The 20,476-nt window shown below is 42.1% G+C and carries 19 protein-coding genes; 11 read left to right on the forward strand and 8 right to left on the reverse strand.

Annotation, left to right across the window (positions count from 1 at the left end; translation table 11 throughout):
* Positions 1-6: 6 nt before the first annotated feature.
* Both metH and CWB80_RS06985 read left to right on the forward strand, forming a co-directional pair.
* Entirely contained in the window at positions 7-2,637 is a 2,631-nt protein-coding gene (gene metH, locus CWB80_RS06975; protein WP_138600227.1) for a methionine synthase, read from the forward strand.
* A gap of 342 nt (positions 2,638-2,979) precedes the next feature.
* Complete coding sequence (locus CWB80_RS06985) at positions 2,980-4,020, forward strand: GGDEF domain-containing protein (protein ID WP_138600229.1); 1,041 nt, start codon at positions 2,980-2,982, stop codon at positions 4,018-4,020.
* A gap of 40 nt (positions 4,021-4,060) precedes the next feature.
* On the opposite strand, the gene CWB80_RS06990 is transcribed toward CWB80_RS06985, so the two are convergent.
* Positions 4,061-4,258, reverse strand: coding sequence for a CsbD family protein (locus CWB80_RS06990; protein ID WP_054554301.1), 198 nt, complete (start codon positions 4,256-4,258; stop codon positions 4,061-4,063).
* Between the two features lie 196 nt (positions 4,259-4,454).
* Complete coding sequence (locus CWB80_RS06995; protein WP_240921066.1) at positions 4,455-5,222, reverse strand: substrate-binding periplasmic protein; 768 nt, start codon at positions 5,220-5,222, stop codon at positions 4,455-4,457.
* A 169-nt stretch (positions 5,223-5,391) separates the two neighbouring features.
* On the opposite strand from CWB80_RS06995, the gene hrpB reads away from it, so the two are divergent.
* The gene (hrpB, locus tag CWB80_RS07000; protein WP_138600231.1) at positions 5,392-7,812 is read left to right on the forward strand and encodes an ATP-dependent helicase HrpB; all 2,421 of its coding nucleotides are present in this window, start codon (positions 5,392-5,394) and stop codon (positions 7,810-7,812) included.
* 46 nt (positions 7,813-7,858) lie between these two features.
* On the opposite strand, the gene CWB80_RS07005 is transcribed toward hrpB, so the two are convergent.
* Entirely contained in the window at positions 7,859-8,161 is a 303-nt protein-coding gene (locus tag CWB80_RS07005; RefSeq protein WP_138600233.1) for a helix-turn-helix domain-containing protein, read from the reverse strand.
* Complete coding sequence (locus CWB80_RS07010; protein WP_138600235.1) at positions 8,154-8,540, reverse strand: type II toxin-antitoxin system RelE/ParE family toxin; 387 nt, start codon at positions 8,538-8,540, stop codon at positions 8,154-8,156. Before CWB80_RS07010 ends, CWB80_RS07005 begins: the two co-directional genes overlap by 8 nt.
* A 227-nt stretch (positions 8,541-8,767) precedes the next feature.
* On the opposite strand from CWB80_RS07010, the gene CWB80_RS07015 reads away from it, so the two are divergent.
* Positions 8,768-9,205, forward strand: a complete 438-nt coding sequence (locus tag CWB80_RS07015) for a membrane-bound O-acyltransferase family protein (RefSeq protein ID WP_138600237.1) — start codon at positions 8,768-8,770, stop codon at positions 9,203-9,205.
* A gap of 4 nt (positions 9,206-9,209) precedes the next feature.
* Here the strand turns inward: CWB80_RS07015 and CWB80_RS07020 are convergent, their stop codons facing one another.
* Together CWB80_RS07020 and CWB80_RS07025 are read right to left on the reverse strand one after the other, a co-directional pair.
* A complete protein-coding gene (locus tag CWB80_RS07020; protein ID WP_138600238.1) occupies positions 9,210-10,301 on the reverse strand; it encodes an alkene reductase in 1,092 nt (363 codons plus the stop codon).
* Positions 10,302-10,400: 99 nt separating this feature from the next.
* Positions 10,401-11,288: a LysR substrate-binding domain-containing protein gene (locus CWB80_RS07025; protein ID WP_138600240.1), complete on the reverse strand. Its 888-nt coding sequence runs from the start codon at positions 11,286-11,288 to the stop codon at positions 10,401-10,403.
* A gap of 109 nt (positions 11,289-11,397) precedes the next feature.
* Here CWB80_RS07025 and CWB80_RS07030 point away from each other — a divergent pair, with 109 nt between their 5' ends.
* The 7 genes from CWB80_RS07030 to CWB80_RS07060 all read left to right on the forward strand — a co-directional run bounded on the left by CWB80_RS07030 (position 11,398) and on the right by CWB80_RS07060 (position 19,220).
* Complete coding sequence (locus tag CWB80_RS07030) at positions 11,398-12,579, forward strand: MFS transporter (protein ID WP_054554305.1); 1,182 nt, start codon at positions 11,398-11,400, stop codon at positions 12,577-12,579.
* An 88-nt stretch (positions 12,580-12,667) separates the two neighbouring features.
* Positions 12,668-13,135: a nuclear transport factor 2 family protein gene (locus tag CWB80_RS07035; RefSeq protein ID WP_138600242.1), complete on the forward strand. Its 468-nt coding sequence runs from the start codon at positions 12,668-12,670 to the stop codon at positions 13,133-13,135.
* A gap of 293 nt (positions 13,136-13,428) precedes the next feature.
* Entirely contained in the window at positions 13,429-14,019 is a 591-nt protein-coding gene (gene betI / locus CWB80_RS07040) for a transcriptional regulator BetI (protein ID WP_138600244.1), read from the forward strand.
* 1 nt (position 14,020) lies between these two features.
* A complete protein-coding gene (gene betB / locus CWB80_RS07045) occupies positions 14,021-15,484 on the forward strand; it encodes a betaine-aldehyde dehydrogenase (RefSeq protein ID WP_138600246.1) in 1,464 nt (487 codons plus the stop codon).
* Positions 15,484-17,154 carry a choline dehydrogenase gene (betA, locus tag CWB80_RS07050; RefSeq protein WP_138600248.1) on the forward strand — a complete coding sequence of 557 codons (1,671 nt, stop codon included), beginning with the start codon at positions 15,484-15,486 and terminating at the stop codon, positions 17,152-17,154. The genes betB and betA overlap by 1 nt, the downstream gene beginning before the upstream one ends.
* Before the next feature lie 129 nt (positions 17,155-17,283).
* On the forward strand, positions 17,284-18,501 hold the full coding sequence (locus CWB80_RS07055; RefSeq protein WP_054554310.1) for a choline transporter: 1,218 nt from the start codon (positions 17,284-17,286) through the stop codon (positions 18,499-18,501).
* 11 nt (positions 18,502-18,512) lie between these two features.
* Positions 18,513-19,220 carry a TorF family putative porin gene (locus tag CWB80_RS07060; RefSeq protein WP_138600250.1) on the forward strand — a complete coding sequence of 236 codons (708 nt, stop codon included), beginning with the start codon at positions 18,513-18,515 and terminating at the stop codon, positions 19,218-19,220.
* A gap of 78 nt (positions 19,221-19,298) precedes the next feature.
* On the opposite strand, the gene CWB80_RS07065 is transcribed toward CWB80_RS07060, so the two are convergent.
* Both CWB80_RS07065 and CWB80_RS07070 read right to left on the reverse strand, forming a co-directional pair.
* Complete coding sequence (locus CWB80_RS07065; protein WP_054554312.1) at positions 19,299-19,514, reverse strand: hypothetical protein; 216 nt, start codon at positions 19,512-19,514, stop codon at positions 19,299-19,301.
* 48 nt (positions 19,515-19,562) lie between these two features.
* Positions 19,563-20,453 (reverse strand): dienelactone hydrolase family protein, encoded by an 891-nt coding sequence (locus tag CWB80_RS07070; RefSeq protein WP_138600252.1) that lies wholly within the window; start codon positions 20,451-20,453, stop codon positions 19,563-19,565.
* Between the last annotated feature and the right edge of the window lie 23 nt (positions 20,454-20,476).

Below are 20,476 nucleotides of genomic sequence, written 5' to 3' on the forward strand. Positions count from 1 at the left end.
ACCGACATGACTGACCAAATTGCTGTATTTACTAACGTCGGTGAGCGTACCAATGTAACAGGCTCGGCTAAGTTTAAGCGCTTGATCATGGAAGAAGATTACGAGACCGCTCTCGATGTTGCCCGTGAACAAGTAGAAAATGGCGCGCAAGTAATTGATATCAACATGGATGAAGCCATGTTGGACTCGAAAGCGGCGATGGTAAAGTTTTTAAACTTAATTGCCTCAGAGCCTGATATCTCAAAAGTACCTATCATGGTCGACTCGTCTAAATGGGAAGTGATTGAAGCAGGCTTAAAGTGTATTCAAGGTAAGGCCATTGTTAACTCAATTTCACTTAAAGAAGGTGAAGAGCCGTTCATCCGCCAAGCTAAGCTAATTAAACGCTTTGGTGCTGCTGCGGTTGTAATGGCGTTTGATGAAACAGGGCAAGCAGAAACCGCTGATCGTAAGTTCGAGATTTGTCAGCGCAGTTACAAAATACTCGTTGAAGATATTGGCTTTCCGCCAGAAGATATTATTTTTGACCCGAACATTTTTGCCGTCGCAACGGGCATTGAAGAGCACGATAACTACGCGGTTGAGTTTATTGAAGGTACGCGCCGAATTAAGCAAGGCCTACCGCACTGTAAAGTGTCGGGTGGTGTATCGAATGTGTCGTTCTCGTTCCGTGGTAACAACCCAGTACGTGAGGCTATTCACTCTGTGTTTTTATACCACGCGATTAAAGCGGGTATGGACATGGGCATTGTAAATGCAGGTCAATTAGCGGTTTACGACGATATTCCCGACGAGCTGCGTAAAGCTGTAGAAGATGTGATCCTCAATACCGACCCAGGTGCCGGTGAACGACTTGTTGAACTTGCACCCAAATACTCAGGTATGGCGCAAGCAGAAAAAGTTGAAGATTTAGAGTGGCGTACTTGGCCTGTTGAAAAGCGCCTTGAACATGCATTAGTTAAAGGTATTACCGAATACATCGATGAAGATACCGAAGCGTGCCGCAAGGGCAAAGCTAAGCCTATCGAAGTGATTGAAGGCCCGCTTATGGACGGCATGAACGTCGTTGGTGACCTATTCGGCGCGGGTAAAATGTTCTTACCTCAGGTTGTTAAGTCAGCTCGTGTAATGAAGCGTGCCGTTGCCTATCTTGACCCTTTCATTGAAGCTGAAAAAGAAGAGGGTGCAACCAATGGTAAAGTGGTTATGGCAACCGTTAAGGGCGACGTACACGACATTGGTAAGAATATCGTAGGCGTGGTACTGCAATGTAATAACTACGAGGTTATTGACCTTGGTGTGATGGTGCCGGCAGAGAAAATTTTGCAAACCGCCATTGACGAAAAAGCCGATATTATTGGTTTATCAGGGCTGATTACCCCATCACTTGATGAAATGGTGCATGTTGCCAAAGAAATGACCCGTCGTGGTTTTGAATTACCGCTACTGATTGGTGGTGCAACAACCTCTAAAGCGCATACCGCGGTTAAAATTGAGCCTCAGTATGATAAAGGTGTGGTTTACGTCAATAACGCCAGCCGTGCTGTAGGTGTGGTTTCTAATTTATTGTCGAAAGAGTTAAAGCCGGCATTTTTAGAAAAAACCAAGGCTGAGTATGAAAAAGTACGTGAACAACAAGCACGTAAAAAGCCTCGCTCAAAACCCGTTACTTTACAGCGTGCTCGTGACAACGCAGTAAAATTGGATTGGGACAACTACACGCCACCTGTGCCGAAAAAGCTAGGTGTGACTGAATTTAAAGATGTTTCGATTGCGACGTTAAGACAGTACATCGACTGGACACCTTATTTCATGACGTGGTCAATCGCTGGTAAGTATCCACGTATTCTTGAAGATGAAATTGTAGGTGAACAGGCTAAAAGCTTATTCGCTGATGCTAATGCAATGCTTGATGAGCTAGAGCAATCAGGTGCACTACAACCTCTAGGTGTCATTGGTTTATTCCCTGCAAACCGAGTAGGGGATGACATTGAGATTTACACCGATGAGTCGCGTACAACGCTTTTAACTACATCGTGTCATTTACGCCAACAAACTGAAAAAACCGACTTTGCTAACTACTGTTTAGCTGACTATATTGCGCCTAAAGGCACTCCTGACTACTTTGGTGCGTTTGCGGTTACCGGTGGTCTTGAAGAAGACGACCTTGCCGATGCCTTCGATGCGAAGCAAGATGATTATAATAAGATTATGGTTAAAGCCGTTGCAGACCGTTTAGCTGAGGCGTTTGCTGAGTACTTGCATGAGCAAGTGCGTAAAGAGTATTGGGGCTATGCGGTAGATGAAAATCTATCGAACGATGAACTTATTCGTGAAAACTACCAAGGTATTCGCCCAGCGCCAGGTTATCCGGCTTGTCCTGAACATACAGAGAAGAAGAAAATCTGGCAGTTACTTGATACCGAACAGCGTATCGGCATGAAGCTAACAAGTTCATACGCAATGTGGCCGGGTGCGGCGGTTTCTGGTTGGTATTTCTCTCACCCTGAAGCTAAGTACTACGCAGTGGCGCAAATTCAACAAGATCAGGTTGAAGATTACGCTAAGCGTACCAACATGACGCTTGCAGAAGCCGAGCGTTGGTTGTCGCCTAACTTGGGCTATGAACCGGAATAATAACCTCTAGTTATTAGCTTTTGTTTAAATTAAAAACGAGCCCCAAATGGCTCGTTTTTTTATGCTAATTTTTTATCATACTTTTTTCTTTTTAATTGCTTTAATACTGGCAAATTCCTTCTAATTTAAATATTTGTGTTAAAGTTATACCAATTCGCTTAATAAAGTGGTCTATTTTGAGGCAATGAAACCTCGTTGATAACAAGGCAAAAATTTCGTTATTTAGTTGTTCTAAATCAGAAATTTTTAACGCAGGTAGCGACAGGTTTAATCCCTCAAAATGATTAAGTATTATTGCGGATTGGTATTGTTGAGATTGATCAAAAAATCTAAGGTGAAATTGTGATTGATACAGTGAATGCAAGTGACAAAGATAAAGCACGATTTTTACGTGTTTTTGCATTTATTGGTTCAATCACCTCGTTTTTAATGGCGATCACCAGCTATCAAGATGGTTACCATGCCCTTAGCTATTTATTAATTATTGGCGGCTTTGTGTTTGCCTCACCTTTTGTCATTAAAAATCGTGACGAAACCATCGCAGTACTTATGCTTTACGCTCTCTATTCGATGATGTGTTTTTTAATCGTCTCAGGAGGTAGTAATGGCACTGGGCCATTGTGGTTGTTTATTGTATCTCCTGTGACCTTTTTTATTCGTGGTTTAAAGCGCGGAGCGTTTGATCTTATCTTGCTTGCCAGTATTATCTCGGTACTTTTCTATTTTACCGATCAATTTGGTTATTACAGTTATCCGAGTCATTACTTTCCTACACGGGTCATGCTGTGTTTCTCGATTTTATGTATTTTGGCTGGCTTCTACGAATATTACCGTAACAAATACAGCTTGCAGTTAATGGAACAACTTAAGCTTAATCAAAAGCTGGCTCGCACAGACGCGATGACAGAACTTGCTAACCGTCGCTACGCAACTGAATGTTTGCAAGATAAGTGCTTTGGCGAAGGAGCGGTGTTCTTGCTGATGGATGTTGATAACTTTAAGCAAATCAACGATACCTACGGTCATCAAGTGGGCGATGAGGTGCTAATATTTTTCGCTGATGTATTTAAAAACGTGTGCACAGAAGAAGATGTTATTTCTCGTTGGGGCGGCGAAGAGTTTTTAATTGTGATCCCAACAGGGCATGAGCTTAGAGCTAGAAAAGTCGCTGAAAAAATTCATAAGAAGCTTGCTGAAAAGCCATTTACGAGTGGCCAGCATCGTTTTCATGTTACCTTAAGTATTGGCTTGTACGTGCGCGTCGTTGATGAGAGCATGGATCATTGCTTAAACATTGCTGATAAACGGCTTTACCGCGCTAAATCACAAGGTAAAAATCAAACGGTTGCTGAAGTAGATTTAGCAAAGCATGAGCCAGCTTGATAAATAAAGCCGCAATTAGCGGCTTTATTGATTGCTCAAATTAATGGCTTTTTTCAAAGTCGTTGACTTCACGCTCAGCTTCTTCCTTTGATTTACCGTATTTTTGCTGAAGTTTACCAACCAGCTCTTTACGGCTACCTTCAATTTTATCTAAATCATCATTGGTAAGGTCACCCCATTTACGTTGTGCTTTACCTTTAAGCTCTTTCCAATTGCCTTCTAAACGATCGCTGTTCATCATAATCTCCTTACTCTGTTAAACATTCACCTTAGTAAGAGCAATCGCTGTACCAATTTTGTGAAACTTATTAAATTATTGATTTATAGTTGTTTTATGTTTTTAAATCTAATGAGTGGAATTTAAAAGTTTGCAATTACTACGTAGTTTTTAGAATCAGCCTGTAATATTTTCTGTTGCGCTAGTTTTTAGATACTTAGTGGCTCTTAGAGGTATAGCGATTGATTATCCGCGTGTATTCTTCAGTTGATTTTAGTTTACGTAAACTCTCGTTAAACCGGTCTCTTAAGGCTTCATCATGAAACAAAAAACCATTGGGGCTTTTGCCGAACAAAGCAAACCGCTGCACCGGTTCAGACACATCAACCTCCTCATGTTTTGTAATTAACGCTCGGTAGTAGTCAAAAATTTTTCCGTCCATTTGGATCACTTCATACCGTTCACGATATAAAAGCCGTACTTGGGTTGATTGGTCGTATGTTTCTGAGTAATTAGGGTTTTCTTTTGCCATGTCGCGATATTCAGGTGAAAGTCGCGCTTTAGCACCTTGCCAAGATAGCACGGTATGATGTTTTAGTTGGGCGATGGACTTGAGGTCGAAATTTCGCTTGGCTAGGCTAAACGCAAAGTTCTCATAGTTGTAAGCAATATCTGAAAAGTAACCGCTCATTTGATTAGCTTCAATAACTTTATTGTTTATATCAGATACTACATCAACTAAGTTTTCATTATATAAAAGGATCCGTCTTGCATAAGGCACGTAGACGAATTGTAGTTGATAACCTTGAGCACCCAGTGTCGCGCGAAGTAAGTCAGGAATAATGCCTGTGTTGTCTTCAGCCATCACCCAAGGTGGAAGTGTATTGCCAAGTGCAACCGTAATCTTTTGCTGGCTATATGCTTTTTGAAGCGGTAAAGCTAAAAATAGCAAGGTGATTAAAATACGGGTGTAAATCCTGAACAAGTTTATTCCTTATTCTGACTTTTGTGCGGTCGTTTAATCAAGAATAAATCTAAACTGGCAGAATGCAATGTTTTCACTTTTAAAGCCCGAAATAGAAAATAAGCCTTTAGCCATCGCAATTTTTAGTTTTTTGATACAATGCGTGAAAAGAAAGTAAGAGATACCTAACGTGCTGCCAGTTCAAGATATTTATCAATCCCTGTTAACCACATTACAGAGTAACCCAATGGCCTTATTGCAAGCGCCACCGGGAGCGGGTAAATCAACATGGCTGCCTCTAACCTTAATGCGCGAAGGGCACTTTAAACGCATTGTTATGTTAGAGCCAAGACGACTGGCCGCACGCAATATTGCCCAGTATTTGGCAAGTCAGCAGAATGAAATAGTCGGTGACAGTGTCGGCTTACGCATTCGTGGCGAATCAAAAGTAAGTTCTACAACTAAACTCGAAATTGTCACTGAAGGCATGCTGACGCGTATGTTGCAAAATGACCCAGAGCTTAGTGATGTAGACTTACTTATTTTTGATGAATTTCACGAGCGCTCAATTGCCGCAGATACGGCTTTGGCATTTGCCCTCGAAACACAGGCAGCACTTCGCGATGATTTAAAAATATTGCTGATGTCGGCAACCTTAGACGGCGAACGTTACAGTGAGTTTTTCAGCTGTCCTATTATTTCATCACAAGGTCGAAGCTACCCTATTGATGAAGTGTATATTCCACTTAAAGACGAAAGCCGTTGGCTCGATGACATACCTGCACTAATAAAACAGGCGCTTAGTGAGCAATCGGGCAGTGCTTTAGTGTTTTTACCTGGACAGCGTGAAATCATGCGCGTTCAGCAGTCTTTAAATGATTTAAATGATAGCGTTGAAGTATTTAGCCTGTATGGTGAGCAAAATAAAAACGAGCAACAAGCTGCTATCGCGCCTGCTAAAAATGGCAAACGCAAAGTGGTATTAACCACCAATGTCGCTGAAACCAGTTTGACCATTGAAGGAATACGCATTGTGGTTGATAGCGGCAAACGCCGTGCTGCCAATTTCAATTTAAAAACCGGTGTTACAGAGCTTGTTACGCAAAGTATTTCTCGTTCTTCAGCTATACAGCGCGCAGGTCGTGCTGGGCGAATTGAGCCGGGGGTTGTGTATCGTTTAGGCTCTAAGCAAACCTTTGAGCGCCGTAACAGTCATGATGCGCCAGAAATTTTGACCAGTGATATTAGTCAATTGTTATTAGAGACAAAGCAGTGGGGGGCATCACTTGCTGAGCTTAGCTTACTCGACCCACCTAGTAGCCAGCAGATTAAACAGGCAACAGCACTTTTAAAAATGCTCGAAGCCATTGATGAAAATGAAAAGCTAACAGCCCTTGGCAGCCAAATGCTTAGCTATGGAGCCGATATTCGCCTCTCGCACATGCTCATTAAGGCAAAGCAACTAGAGCAGCACATGCCTGGTATTTATGTATTAGCGGGGTATTTAACTGCACTGCTTGAAAGCCGCATTAGTATGCCAGCTGATCTTAATTTGGCATTACACAGTCAGCACAGTAAACCGCACCCAGTATTTAAGCAGCAATTAAATTATTGGCTATCGCGCTTACAGCTCAAGCCGGTTAATGAGCTTAAAACAGAAAACTTGTCGCTGCTAGTGGCACTTGCCTTTCCTGACCGTTTAGCCAAAAAGCGCGGTAATGGTTATTTACTTGCCAATGGTGCGGGCGCCGACTTAAGTGAGGAGTTTTGGCATAACGATGACTATATTGCCATTGCGCATATGGGCGGTCATAAGGGAAACCGGGTTTTTGCTGCAGTTGCCTTTATGCCAAGTGAGCTTGAAGATGATCTTTCGCATTTATTTACTGAGCAAACTCGCTGCGAATACGATGAAAAAGCAGGGCGCTTTATCCATCAAGATGAGCTCAAGCTCGGTGCTATCACCATAGCGAGTCAACCAAGTAAACAGCCTCTAGATAAGAGCGAGCGCACTAAAGCGTGGTTAAACTTATTTAGTAAGCAGGGCTTTTCGTTATTTAATGAACAACCCGATAGTGAGCAGTTACTTATTCGAATGAGCTTGGCAAGTAAGCTGTTACCAGAGTCATTCCCGCGTTTAAATCATGATGATTTAATTGCCGATAGCCAATGGCTTGCACCTTATTTGGATGATATAAAAAACCTTGAGCAATTAAAAAAGTTCAATTACAGCGAAGCGATTAAAAGCTGTTTTGATTGGCAGCAGCAAAGTTTATTGAATGAATTGCTCCCCTTACGATTAACGGTGCCAAGTGGTTCAAATGTAAAAGTGACCTATCAACTTGATGGCCCTGCGAAGCTCAGTGTGCGCATGCAAGAAGTGTATGGCATGACCAGCACGCCTTTGCTGGCACAAGGTAAATTGCCATTATTAATGGAGCTATTATCACCAGCGCGGCGACCACTGCAGTTAACTCAAGACTTAGCTAACTTTTGGCAAACAAGTTACCGCGATGTGCAAAAAGAAATGAAAGGGCGTTATCCAAAACATTTTTGGCCAGACAACCCCGCCACCAGCCAAGCAACTAATAAAGTAAAAAGTAAGATGTGATTTTAATGAAGCTGAATGCTCAAAATTACAACACTTTGGATTAGGCTTAAGCGATTACTTCTAACCCTTTTTGCTCTGCCAGAGTGAGCATTTTCAATGCTGCTCCTCTTGGTGAGCTATCACCTTGCTCCCATTTTTTAACTAACTTGTCACTGACATTTAAGTATTGAGCAAAAACCGGTTGTGAAAGATTGTATTTCAGTCTTAAGTTACGAACTTGTTCGGGGGTAAATTCATGAACACTTGTAAGGCATAATGCGTCAAATTTACGCATCGTCGTTTTGTCTATAACTCCTGACTTTTTTAATCCACTCACTGTTTTGTGAACTGACTTTAATATGTCACTCATGATCATCACCTACAATTAAAAGTTCGCCATCATCGACTAGTTGTTCAAGTTCACTTTGGGAAAATCGAATAAACTCTTTTGCTAACTCTTTTAATGCTAACTTTTCTTTAGCATTTATATTAGCTCTAGCGTTTTTAGCAAACGCATAGAGAAAGAAATATTTATCACCAATTACAGCTCTGACGATAGTTCTGTAATCAGCTCTTTTTCCTTTACTGCCCATGGCTACGCGCTTTTTATAAACATTACCACCTAGGTCTGCATCGAAAAGGCCTGCTGACATCTCTATGCAAGCGTTTATTAAATCAATATCAGACAAACTTTCTTTTTTCGTGCGCGAAACAAAATCCTTTGTTTTATAAATTATAGTATACCCCATTAGGGTGCACTTTCAATATTTCACTCAGTAGCCAATCAATGATAATGAGGTTTTCATTGGTGTCCCTCTAATGTTGATAGCAGAGTTAATGGGTGATTACCAGCTATCTATCTGCGCAAAACCAATACGAATAAAATAAACCGTTACAATTTCTAACCCTGTTTTGGTTTCTCTTTTATTGGCTGTTTAGTAGTCTAATTGAGTCATTAGTAAAAAAGAGAAAGTTGGTGTCAGCAGCTATTACCCTTACTCAATACGTTAAAAAACGTACAGGTGTGCCTCTGGGGCATAAAGATTCGCTGCGCAATATGCTGACACGCTCGCTGGGTGCGAGTTCGTTTTATCTATTTTGGCGATATTGGAATCCGGTGTGGAGCTATTACTTATCTCGGTATGTCATGAAGCCTTGCAATGACATTATGCCGGTTTGGTGTGCGGTTGTTGTTACTTTTGCCGTCAGTGGGGCGCTGCACGATTTAGCGGTGAGTTTAGTGAAGTTAAAGCCACTATTCTTTTTTACTCCTTGGTTTACTGTGATGGGCGCTTTGGTATTAGTAAGCAAGTATAGCCAAATACAGTTTAGCTCTGCTCCTTGGTGGTTAAGAGCGCTCGCCAACATCAGCTTTATTGTATTGAGCTATTGGTTGACGAGCCACTTTTTTTAGTGCGTTATTGCGTTGCTAAGGGGTAGTCAGTGTAGCCTTTAGCACCGCCTCCAAATAGGGTATCTGGATCATGCTGAGCCAGTTCAATGCCTTGTTCAATGCGCGCTGGCAGATCTGGGTTGGCAACAAACGGGCGACCAAAACCAATTAAATCAGCCCAGCCTGCGGCTAATGCTTGCTCTGCTTTCTCGCCAGTGTATTTGCCTGCATAAATCATTAACCCGGCATAGTTCTCACGTAGTGCTTGTTTAAAACTTTGCTCCATTAAAGGTGCATCATCCCAATCAGCTTCAGCAATGTGCAGGTAAGCAACGTTAAGGTCATTGAGTACTTTTGCTGCGCCAATATAGGTTTCAAACGGGTTATCATCGACCGTTCCATTGAGGGTTGTGAGTGGAGCAAGGCGAACGCCAATACGTTCTGCGCCAATTTCATCACAAACCGCTTGTGTCACTTGTTGTAAAAAGCGTAAGCGGTTTTCTAAACTGCCGCCGTATTCATCAGTGCGTTGGTTTGACTCCGAATCAATAAATTGATTAATTAAGTAACCATTAGCAGCGTGAAGTTCAATACCATCAAACCCTGCATCAACTGCATTACGGGCAGCTTGGCGATATTCGTTTATAACCTGTTTGATGTCGTCATGGCTCATTGCGCGTGGCTGTGCAGTGGCAACAAAGTCGGGTTTGTCATCTTCATCAATAAAAACTTTTACGTCTTTAGCTGCAATCGCAGATGGCGCAATTGGTTGCTCGCCACCTGTATTACTTGGGTGAGACACGCGGCCAACATGCCAAAGCTGAGCAAACATAATGCCACCAGCTTGATGAACTTTGTCGGTTACTTTTTTCCAGCCAGCAATTTGCTCGGCAGTGTAAATACCCGGTGTCCAAGCATAACCCTTACCTAGGGCTGATATTTGTGTGCCTTCGCTGATAATTAAGCCAGCACTGGCACGTTGTGCATAGTAGTCGGCCATTAATTCATTGGCGATATCACCCGGTTGTGATGAGCGAGAGCGAGTCATCGGTGGCATAACAATGCGGTTTTTTAATGTATGACCGGCAAGTTGTATAGTATCGAATAATTTGTTCATTACGGCTCCTTGAAAGCGAATATGCTTTCAGCATAACGAAAATTATTTATGAAATTAATGCCGGTAATCACAAAACACTTTTGTTAAAAGTGCAAAAAACTACAGCGTTAACCTGGGTGCTATAAAGTCTAAAAACGCCAATACTCGTGATGAAACACCGCTGTTTTGGTAATACACTGCATGCACTTTTTCGCGGCGATTAGGGCTCAGTACTTCGCCTTCGAGCACTTTAACTAAACGGCCTGCTTTTAAATCTTCGTTGATCATAAATTCCGACAACAAGGAAATGCCATGACCTTGAATACAAAGTTGGCGCACAGTTTCACCGCTTGATGCACTGATTGAAAATTTAAGGTCTAAAGGGGTGGTTAGCGGCCAGTGATTTAAATGCGGCGCATCGGTAAAACCAATAAGCTGGTGCGAGGCTAAGTCGGTTAGCTCGTTTAATGGCGGTGCCGCTTTTAAATAATTAGGGCTGGCAACGAGCTGTAACTTACTGACTCCCAAAGTGCGCGCATGCAAGTTTGAGTCAGCAAGCTCACCAATACGAATAGCAATATCGGTTTTATGCTCAAGCAAATCGATAATGTTGTCGTGGCTGGTGATCTCAAGTTTTATGTCAGGATAAGCTTGGTTAAAGGCTTTTAAATGTGGTGCTAATTGGTGAAACACAAAAGGACTTGCAGCATCGACTCTTAATTTTCCTGAAGGGGCGCAGTGTAGAAGCTTTAAGGCTTCTTCGCCTTGTGCTAGCTGACTGAGTGCTTCTCTAGCATAGCCTAAAAATAACTGACCTTCTTCGGTCAGCTCAATACGTCTTGTGGTGCGGTTGAATAAGGTAACGTTTAATGATTTTTCAAGCCGAGTTACCGCCCGTGATATTTTTGCTACTTGCTCATCTAAGGCATTGGCTGCACTTGAGAAGCCGCCGGTATCAACCACGCTAATAAATGCTTCTAAATCTTGGGTGTTGGAGATCACGCTCATGGTTTTACCTTTTCATTTTTGACAAAAGTATTTTGTCACTACTGCTATTTTTTGCAAATTTAATTTTAGCCACAATAGCTGCACTTTCAAAATTAATAGAGGATATGTGATGCCAATAGCATTACTTGCATTAACTCTCAGTGCGTTTGCCATAGGCACCACTGAGTTTGTGATTGTCGGCTTAGTGCCAACCATCGCTGATGATTTAGCGGTTTCGTTACCGAGTGCCGGGCTACTTGTTAGCTTGTACGCATTAGGGGTTGCGGTGGGGGCGCCAGTATTAACTGCGCTTACCGGACGCTGGAATCGAAAACATGTATTACTTAGCTTAATGAGCCTATTTGTAATCGGTAATTTACTGGCTTGGCAAGCACCTAGTTATGGTAGCTTGATCACCGCAAGGATTCTAACAGGCCTTGCCCATGGGGTGTTTTTCTCAATTGGTTCAACCATCGCTACTGGGCTTGTCAGTAAAGATAAAGAAGCTAGTGCCATTGCGATTATGTTTACCGGTTTAACGGTTGCATTAGTAACCGGTGTGCCATTAGGAACGTGGATTGGTCAGCACTTTGGCTGGCGAGCGACCTTTTTAGTGGTGTCTTTACTGGGATTAATTGCACTGATCGGTAGCGCGTTTTTAATTCCGAGCAACTTAAAGCAAAGTAAACCAGCTACTTTGAGTGAGCAGCTAAAAGTAATGGTGCAACCTAGGCTTTTACTAGTGTACTTGATGACCATACTTGGTTATGGCGGCACATTTACTGCCTTTACCTATTTAGCGCCAATTTTAGAGCAGCAAACTGGATTTGCATCAGCCACCATTAGCTTAATTATGCTGGTATATGGGGTATCGGTTGCTGTTGGCAATATCTACGGCGGTAAGTTAGCTGATAAAAAAGGCCCGATTAGTGCGCTGACCATTATCTTTAGTGCTTTGAGTATTGTGCTGTTAGTGCTGACCTTTACCATGCAATCTAAAGTCGCTGCGGTACTGACCATACTTGTATGGGGGGCATTTGCGTTTGGTAATGTGCCTGGGCTGCAAGTCTATGTGGTTAAACTTGCCGAAAAGTTCACACCGAATGCTGTCGATGTTGCCTCAGGGTTAAACATTGCAGCGTTTAATATCGGTATTGCGCTGGGCTCAGTGTTAGGTGGTGTTGTTGTTGAAAACTACTCATTGCAAGACACTGCTTGGATTGGTGCTATCATTAGTCTAGCGGCGTTAATTGCAACACGATACAGCGGTTATTTAGATAAACGCGAGACCCCAAGGCCACAAACAGCTTAAACTAATATATTGATAGTTCGGGGCTTTGTCGTTATTTTAGGTGCGTAGTTTGATTATTAGTCAATAACTAAAACCACAAGGAATAACGATGAAGCACCTTTATTTTCTAGCTATTTTCCTGTTAAGCACATTTACTAGCCAAGCAAAGCAAGCTAACCCAGAGCTCACAGCATTAGCACAGCAGTACTTTAATACCATGGTTGCAACACAAGCACCTAATGCTACCAACAAAGAGCTAGAAGCTTTTTTAGCTTTATTAACTGATGATGTAGCAAACCAACATTTACCTTATCAAACAGATGATTCAAGAGAGCCAGATGGCAAAGCGATGATGCGCAAAGGCATGACTTTTTACCTTGGTGCGCACACTGAATACCAAGCAAACTTACTCGATACCTTTATTTTTAATGATTCTGCCATTGCTTTGCGTTATACCCATCATGCTAAAGGTATACATCCGCAAAACCAGCAAGAAATTGAATACACGCAAACCATTATGGATGTGCTCGAAATCGAAGATGGCAAGATAGCGGTTATTCGTAAATACCACGAATGAGCCTCGCTTAACTTTTAGCCTAATATGAGCGCTTTTATAAGCGCTTTTTTATTAAAAATACGCCTGCAATAAATTTTCTCTTTTTTCCGTATTTCAGCCTAAAATCATACTTTTTAGGCTTTATTTTGAATAAATTTAAAACTTTTTTATATTTCGGATAATAAACGTAAGAACAGTGGGTTAGCTTAACTTACCAGTGTAGCTTTGCGGTTGTTTACAATTTGTCAACCTTGAATTGCCATGCTCATTACCTTAACCTTTATTTTAATTGAACGTTCAATCAATAAAAAATTATGCCGAAAGTTGGAATGGAACCTGTTCGTCGTCAGCAGTTAATTGACGCCACAATAGAGTCGGTTGCAGAGCTTGGTTTGCAAGGCACCACCATAAATAGCATTAGTAAAAAGGCGGGCTTATCGTCTGGCATTATCAGTCATTATTTTGGTGGTAAGCAGGGCTTAATTGAAGCCACTGTGCGTTATTTATTGACCAGCTTAAAGCAAGCTCTGATGAACCAAGTAACGCCGCAGACCAGCCCTGAGCAACGATTAATGTTTATCGTTGAAGCAAACTTTTCGCGCATTCAGCAGCAAAGCAATAACACCAAAACTTGGTTGAGCTTTTGGGCGCATTCAATGCACGACACCCAGTTGCATCGCTTACAAAACGTAAATAGTAAACGTTTATTTAGTAACTTATTAAGCTCATTCAAACAGTTAATGAGCGATAGTGATGCCAACTTAGCCGCTGAGTTAAGTGCAGCCATGATCGATGGTTTATGGCTAAGAGCTGTATTAAGTAAGTCAGACCAAGATCAATTCGAACATTGTGAGCAATTAGCTAAAGACTACATTCGTTCACTGATAAAACAGTATGGAGCCTAAAATGACCACACCTGTTTACGAAAATTTTATTAATGGCCATTTTTTAAAGAATCAAACTGGCGATACCTTTGCGGTTAAGAACCCTGCAACGGATGAAGTGATTTATCACGTTGAAATCGCTGATGAGTTTATTCAAAACGCGGCAATCGAAAGCGCAAAACAAGGGTTTGCAGCATGGTCTGCAATGACGCCAATTGAGCGTAGCCGTATTTTATTAAAAGCCGTGGCAATCTTACGCGAACGTAACGATGAACTGGCAAAAGTAGAAGTACTTGATACGGGGAAGCCTTGGCAAGAAGCCGAGTGTGTCGATGTTGAAACAGGCGCCGATGTTATCGAATATTTTGCTGGTCTTGCTCCTGCGCAAGTGGGTCAGCAACAAATGGTTGGCAATGACTTTTACTACACACGTAAAGAGCCTTTAGGTATTTGTGCCGGTATTGGTGCATGGAACTATCCACTGCAAATTACGTGTTGGAAATCAGGCCCAGCACTGGCTGCGGGTAATTCGGTTATTTTCAAACCTTCTGAAGAAACACCACTTGGTGCAATTAAACTTGCAGAGATTTTCATCGAAGCGGGTGTACCTGCTGGCGTATTCAACGTTGTGCAAGGCGCTGCTGAAGTAGGGCAATGGTTAACAGCAAACCCAAATATTGAAAAAGTGTCTTTCACTGGTGAAGTAGGCACAGGCAAAAAAGTAATGGCAAGCGCTGCTGGTTCACTGAAAGATGTGACCATGGAGCTTGGTGGTAAGTCACCGTTATTAGTATTTGATGATGCCGATGTATCACAAGCTGTTAGTGCGGCAATGTTAGGTAATTTTTATACGCAAGGCGAAATTTGCACTAACTGTACGCGCATTTATGTGCATAAAAATGTTTATCAGCAGTTTATTGATGAGCTGAAAACACGCACTGAGCAAAATATTATTGCTGGCGACCCAATGGATCCGGAGGTGAATTTAGGGGCGCTTATCTCTAAAAAACACCAAGAGCTTGTACTTGGCTATATCGATAAAGGTATTCAAGAAGGCGCAACCTTGCTAACCGGTGGTAAGGCTCTGTCACCTGCATCTGCACCAAACGGTTACTTTGTTGAACCGACCGTTTTTGTCGACTGTAAAGACGACATGACCATAGTTAAAGAAGAGATCTTTGGCCCGGTAATGAGCGTGTTGGTGTTTGATGATGAAGATGACGTTATTCAGCGTGCAAACGATACCCACCTTGGCTTAGCCGCAGGCGTGTTCACTAAAGATATTCAGCGTGCACACCGCGTGATCCATCAATTACAAGCCGGTATTTGTTGGATAAACAGCTATGGTAATTCACCTGCAGAAATGCCAGTAGGTGGTTATAAGCAATCAGGAATCGGCCGTGAAAACGGTATCGAAACCTTAGATCACTATACTCAAACTAAATCGATTTATGTGGGTATGAGCAATATAGAGAGTCCATTTTAATGAGTACACAGAACTATGATTACATCATAGTCGGTGCTGGCTCAGCAGGCTGCGTGTTGGCAAACCGACTATCAGCAGACCCTTCTAATAAGGTGTTATTACTTGAAACGGGCGGTAGTGATAAAAGCATTTTTATAAAGATGCCTACCGCGCTATCAATCCCAATGAATACTGACAAATATGCATGGCAATTTCATACCGAGCCAGAGCCATATTTAGATAACCGCCAGATGCACTGCCCGCGAGGTAAGGTGTTAGGTGGCTCATCATCTATTAACGGCATGGTGTATGTACGTGGCCATGCCAAAGATTTTGATGAATGGCAGCAACACGGCGCTAATGGTTGGGATTACCAAGCATGCTTACCGTACTTTAAACGTGCTGAATCATTCTACTTAGGTGGTAACAGTTACCGTGGCGATAACGGCCCATTAGGGGTTAATAACGGTAATGAAATGGCTAACCCGCTTTATAAAGCCTTTATCAAAGCGGGCCAACAAGCAGGTTATGCGCAAACTGATGACTACAATGCAGCCCAGCAAGAAGGTTTTGGGCCAATGCATATGACGGTAAAAAACGGCGTAAGAAGCTCTGCTAGCCGTGAGTATTTAGACCCAGTTAAGTCACGTAAAAACCTAACGCTAATCACCGGTGCTTTAGCTGAAAAAGTTTTGCTCGAAGGCAAAAAAGCCGTTGGTGTTGAGTTTTCAGTGTCTGGCTCTAAGCAGCAGGCATTTGCAGCAAAAGACGTTATTTTAAGTGCGGGCCCAATTGGTTCACCGCATATTCTGCAATTATCAGGTATTGGTGATAAAGATATCCTGAGCGAAGCGGGTGTTGAGGTTAAACATCACTTACCAGGTGTTGGTCAAAACTTACAAGATCACTTGGAGTTTTACTTCCAATATAAGTGTAAGCAACCAATTACTTTAAACGGCAAATTAGGCCTTGTTTCAAAAGGGCTAATTGGTGCTCGTTGGCTATTAAACCGCTCAGGTTTAGGGGCAACGAACCATTTTGAATCATGTGCATTTATTCGCTCAAAACCGGGTGTTGAATGGCCAGATATTCAGTATCACTTTTTACCAGCTGCAATTCGTTATGACGGTAAAAGTGCCTTTGATGGTCATGGTTTCCAAGTTCATGTTGGGCATAACAAACCAAAAAGCCGTGGTGCAGTAACGATTAAGTCGGCGGATCCACAGGTTGCACCTAAGATCCAATTTAACTACTTACAGCATCAAGATGACATTGAAGGCTTTAGAGCTTGTGTACGTCTAACTCGCGAGATTATCGAACAAGGTGCGTTTGATGAGTATCGCGATGGTGAAATTCAACCCGGTAAAGATGTTCAAAGCGATGAAGAAATCGATGCGTTTGTTCGTCAAGCGGTTGAGAGTGCTTACCATCCGTCATGTTCGTGCAAGATGGGTGAAGACGAGATGGCCGTGGTTAACTCGCAAACTCAAGTACACGGTATCGAAGGTTTACGGGTTGTAGATTCATCTATTTTCCCAACCGTTCCAAACGGTAATTTAAATGCGCCAACCATTATGGTGGCAGAAAAAGCGGCGGACCACATCTTAGGTAAGCCTGTGTTATCGGCATCAACTGCAGATGTTGCTATGGAAAAACAATGGCAATCAACGCAGCGTAGTTCGGAGATCTAATAAGGCCACCCGCAGTTTCGGCTGTGGGGCTTGCAGTGGCGCGCATCACGAGTTGTTTGTGATGCGTTAATGCGAGGAATAAAACTGGAGAAACAATGAAGTATTATTACTTATTTTGGGGGGGTAACTATGACCTTTTGGCTTAGTGCTGGCATCATTTTTACCCTGTTAGCAATTGCGGTTATTTTATTTAAATGGGGTACGGTAAGGTGTGTTGGCGTCACACCGGTTAGAACGTTTACGTTCATTGCAATTTTATTTACATCGGGCCTAGATGTTGGCTTGATTATGTTTCCACTGACAGAGTTTGCAGGTTATGCAGACATAAAAGCAAGCCCAGAGTATGCGTTTGCCAATCCATTAGCCATCGAGTTTGGTTTTTGGGGCTTCTTGATCTGGGGATTTTATTTCCTTACGTGCTTTTATTTCTGTGTAATAGAACCCAAAGTAAAATTCTTTGAAATTGCTTGGGTAAAACTAATTAATAACATCGTTATTATTGGTACATGCGCATTTACTGCATTTTTACTGCTGTCGAATTTACCTTGGTATTTGCCGTCGCTTGGTGATGGTGAGTCAATTATTCCGACATTCTACTTAATGGTGTTTGCAGCGATTTGTTTTGCTGTGTATTCGAGCACAGACATTAAGTATGTACGCTTTTTAAGTATTTCTACTACTTGGTTGTTTATAGCTTTAATCGCATTTATGTGGTTCGGTGCCTTTGTGGGTTCTGATGCACAAACATCAGCATTTGTTGATAATCTTGCGTTAATTGGCAGCTACTTTGGCAACATTAATGAGTTTGTATTACCACTAAATGATTACCATGCCTTCTACCTGTTTTGGTGGTTTGCTTGGAGCATCATGATTGGTCAATTTACTTCGCGCTTTGTGGGTGGTTTAAAAACTTACCAAGTACTGGCAGCTATGTTGATTTTCCCGTCTATTCCAATCGCTATCTGGTTTAGTGTTTTGTATCAATACCATGAAGCGGGTATTGCAACAGCAGGCCTGAAAAACATCGCTATGGTGTTTGTTGGTGTGGTGTTTGTGATCAACTCTCTTGATTCTTTGATCCGTTTATACACAGATAACCTAAACTTAACGGTGAAACGTTTAGGTAAATTTAATTATATTGCCTTAAATGTGGTGGCGCTTTCATTGTTAACCCTGCTGTTTAAGTTCGACTTTTTACAGATCCAATGGGTTGGTGCGCTCGTTATTGCATTATTTTTCGGCTGTGCTGCGTTTATTGGCTACAGCAAGTTAAAAACAGTGAAAAATATCGAAGGCTCACCAAAAGACAATAAATTAGATTACACAAAAATAGAAACAGTTAGCTAGGGGAAACCAACATGACAACAAGACAAACAGTATTAGCAGCAGCGTTGCCATTGGCATTACTATCGACATCAGCGATGGCTGACTTATCGACTACGGTTACATTGGCATCAGATTACACCTTCAATGGTGTAAGCCAGACTCAGAATGATCCTGCAATTCAAGGTAGTTTAGATTACGCCTTTGCCGATTCAGGCATGTATGTAGGTACTTGGGCTTCAAATGTAGATTTTGGTGAAGGTACTGACATTGAGTGGGATGCTTATTTTGGTAATTATGTTGAGATAAACGATGCCCTTAGTGTTGATTATGGTATTGCTTATTACTCTTACCATGGTGAAGATTACTCAAGCGACGGTAATTATTTTGAGACTTATGCAAAGTTTGGTTACACCAATAGTCTGGGTTTCACAGAACTTAACTTTTGGTACGCTTGGGATTACTTCGGTACCGATGCTGGACATGTAATTTCTATGCTTGCGCATACCTTTGAAATTGCCCCAAATCATGCAATTCGTGCCAGTTTTGATGTATCTAACTCATTAGATGGCAATAAGTTTGCTTGGGATGGTAATGACAAGTCATACAACCATTATCGTTTAGCCTATCAAACAAGCTTTGCAGGTTTTGATTTTGAGCTTGCTGGCGAAAATACCAGCCTAGACTGGGATACCGCAGACGAGCGTATTGTCGCGTCTATTTCACGTAGCTTTGATTTATAAGTAGCGTTTTATAGTACGGCTTTAAAAATGAAACGGCTAACCAAGGTTAGCCGTTTTTTTATGCTTAGAATATGGGGATTAAATCTCTTCGCCTTCGTGTTGCATCGCTAAATCATCAAGCTCTGCAAGGGTGTAATCAAAGCCACTATTATCGACTTCGTAACGTATTTTCACGCCATAACCACCTTGGCAAAGACTCGCAGTGACCTTAGCCACTGACCAATGCTTAAGCTTGTTTAAAAACCGATTGGCGGTTTGCTGTGAGTCAAAGCGATAACTAACTTGCGATTCCATCTCTTTTCTAGCCTAAAATTTTTTCGAGAGTGTATGAAATTGCTCTGTTTAAATCAATTGCTCATTGAAAAACGCCAATGTGCGTTGCCATGACAGCTCCGCCTGTTTTTCATCATAACGAGAGGTAGAGTCGTTATGAAAACCATGATTTGCCTGTTCATACATATGCATAGTGTAAGGCACTTGATGTGCTTTTAAGTCGCTCTCGTATTCTGGCCACGTTGCATTAACGCGTTTATCAAATTCAGCTAAGTGTACAAGTAGCGGGGCTTTGATATTTTGTCTGAGTTCTTTAACGGCTGGAGTGCCATAATAGGGCACGCCCGCATTGATTAGTTTGCTATCAACGGCTGCTAGGTAGTTAACCATATAACCACCAAAGCAAAAGCCTACCGCACCGAGTTTGCCATTACTATTTGGGTGTCTTTTTATGTATTCAGCTGCGGCAATAAAGTCTTGTTGGATTTTTTCTTTATCCATAGAGCGCTGTATGGCGCGGCCTTCATCGTCATTACCAGGATAGCCACCAAGAGGGTGTAATGCATCGGGCGCAAAGGCAATAAACCCAGCTTTGGCAAGGCGGCGAGCAACATCTTTAATATAAGGGTTTAAGCCTCTGTTTTCGTGGATCACTAACACTAATGGGTGCTTACCCGTTAAATTAGCAGGTTCGACTAAATAACCTTTACCTTCGCCGTGACCTTTAAACGAGTCAAAGGTTTTATAGCTGGCTTTGATATCAGGGTCATTAAAGGACACTTGCTCAGCTAATGCGTAGTTTGGCAGTAAAGCGCTACTTAGCATTGCCATTGAATAACCAAGGGCGACTAAGCCACCTAGCTTTTTCATAAAGGTACGGCGGTCCATCAAGCCATGGGCGTATTCATCGTACCAATCGAAAGCTTCTTGGGGAATGTGATTGTGGCGTTGCTCAGTCATACTTATATCCTTTAAAAACGAGT

Source organism: Pseudoalteromonas sp. S1650 (assembly GCF_005887195.1).
In the GTDB taxonomy this organism is placed as follows: domain Bacteria; phylum Pseudomonadota; class Gammaproteobacteria; order Enterobacterales; family Alteromonadaceae; genus Pseudoalteromonas; species Pseudoalteromonas simplex.

Coding starts and splice junctions, on each gene's coding strand:
- metH (WP_138600227.1), top strand. CDS start 7: ATGACTGACCAAATTGCTGTATTTACTAACGTCGGTGAGCGTACCAAT.
- CWB80_RS06990 (WP_054554301.1), bottom strand. CDS start 4,258: ATGAACAGCGATCGTTTAGAAGGCAATTGGAAAGAGCTTAAAGGTAAA.
- CWB80_RS07005 (WP_138600233.1), bottom strand. CDS start 8,161: ATGAGTGACATATTAAAGTCAGTTCACAAAACAGTGAGTGGATTAAAA.
- CWB80_RS07010 (WP_138600235.1), bottom strand. CDS start 8,540: ATGGGGTATACTATAATTTATAAAACAAAGGATTTTGTTTCGCGCACG.
- CWB80_RS07020 (WP_138600238.1), bottom strand. CDS start 10,301: ATGAACAAATTATTCGATACTATACAACTTGCCGGTCATACATTAAAA.
- CWB80_RS07025 (WP_138600240.1), bottom strand. CDS start 11,288: ATGAGCGTGATCTCCAACACCCAAGATTTAGAAGCATTTATTAGCGTG.
- CWB80_RS07030 (WP_054554305.1), top strand. CDS start 11,398: ATGCCAATAGCATTACTTGCATTAACTCTCAGTGCGTTTGCCATAGGC.
- CWB80_RS07035 (WP_138600242.1), top strand. CDS start 12,668: ATGAAGCACCTTTATTTTCTAGCTATTTTCCTGTTAAGCACATTTACT.
- betI (WP_138600244.1), top strand. CDS start 13,429: ATGCCGAAAGTTGGAATGGAACCTGTTCGTCGTCAGCAGTTAATTGAC.
- betB (WP_138600246.1), top strand. CDS start 14,021: ATGACCACACCTGTTTACGAAAATTTTATTAATGGCCATTTTTTAAAG.
- betA (WP_138600248.1), top strand. CDS start 15,484: ATGAGTACACAGAACTATGATTACATCATAGTCGGTGCTGGCTCAGCA.
- CWB80_RS07055 (WP_054554310.1), top strand. CDS start 17,284: ATGACCTTTTGGCTTAGTGCTGGCATCATTTTTACCCTGTTAGCAATT.
- CWB80_RS07060 (WP_138600250.1), top strand. CDS start 18,513: ATGACAACAAGACAAACAGTATTAGCAGCAGCGTTGCCATTGGCATTA.
- CWB80_RS07065 (WP_054554312.1), bottom strand. CDS start 19,514: ATGGAATCGCAAGTTAGTTATCGCTTTGACTCACAGCAAACCGCCAAT.
- CWB80_RS07070 (WP_138600252.1), bottom strand. CDS start 20,453: ATGACTGAGCAACGCCACAATCACATTCCCCAAGAAGCTTTCGATTGG.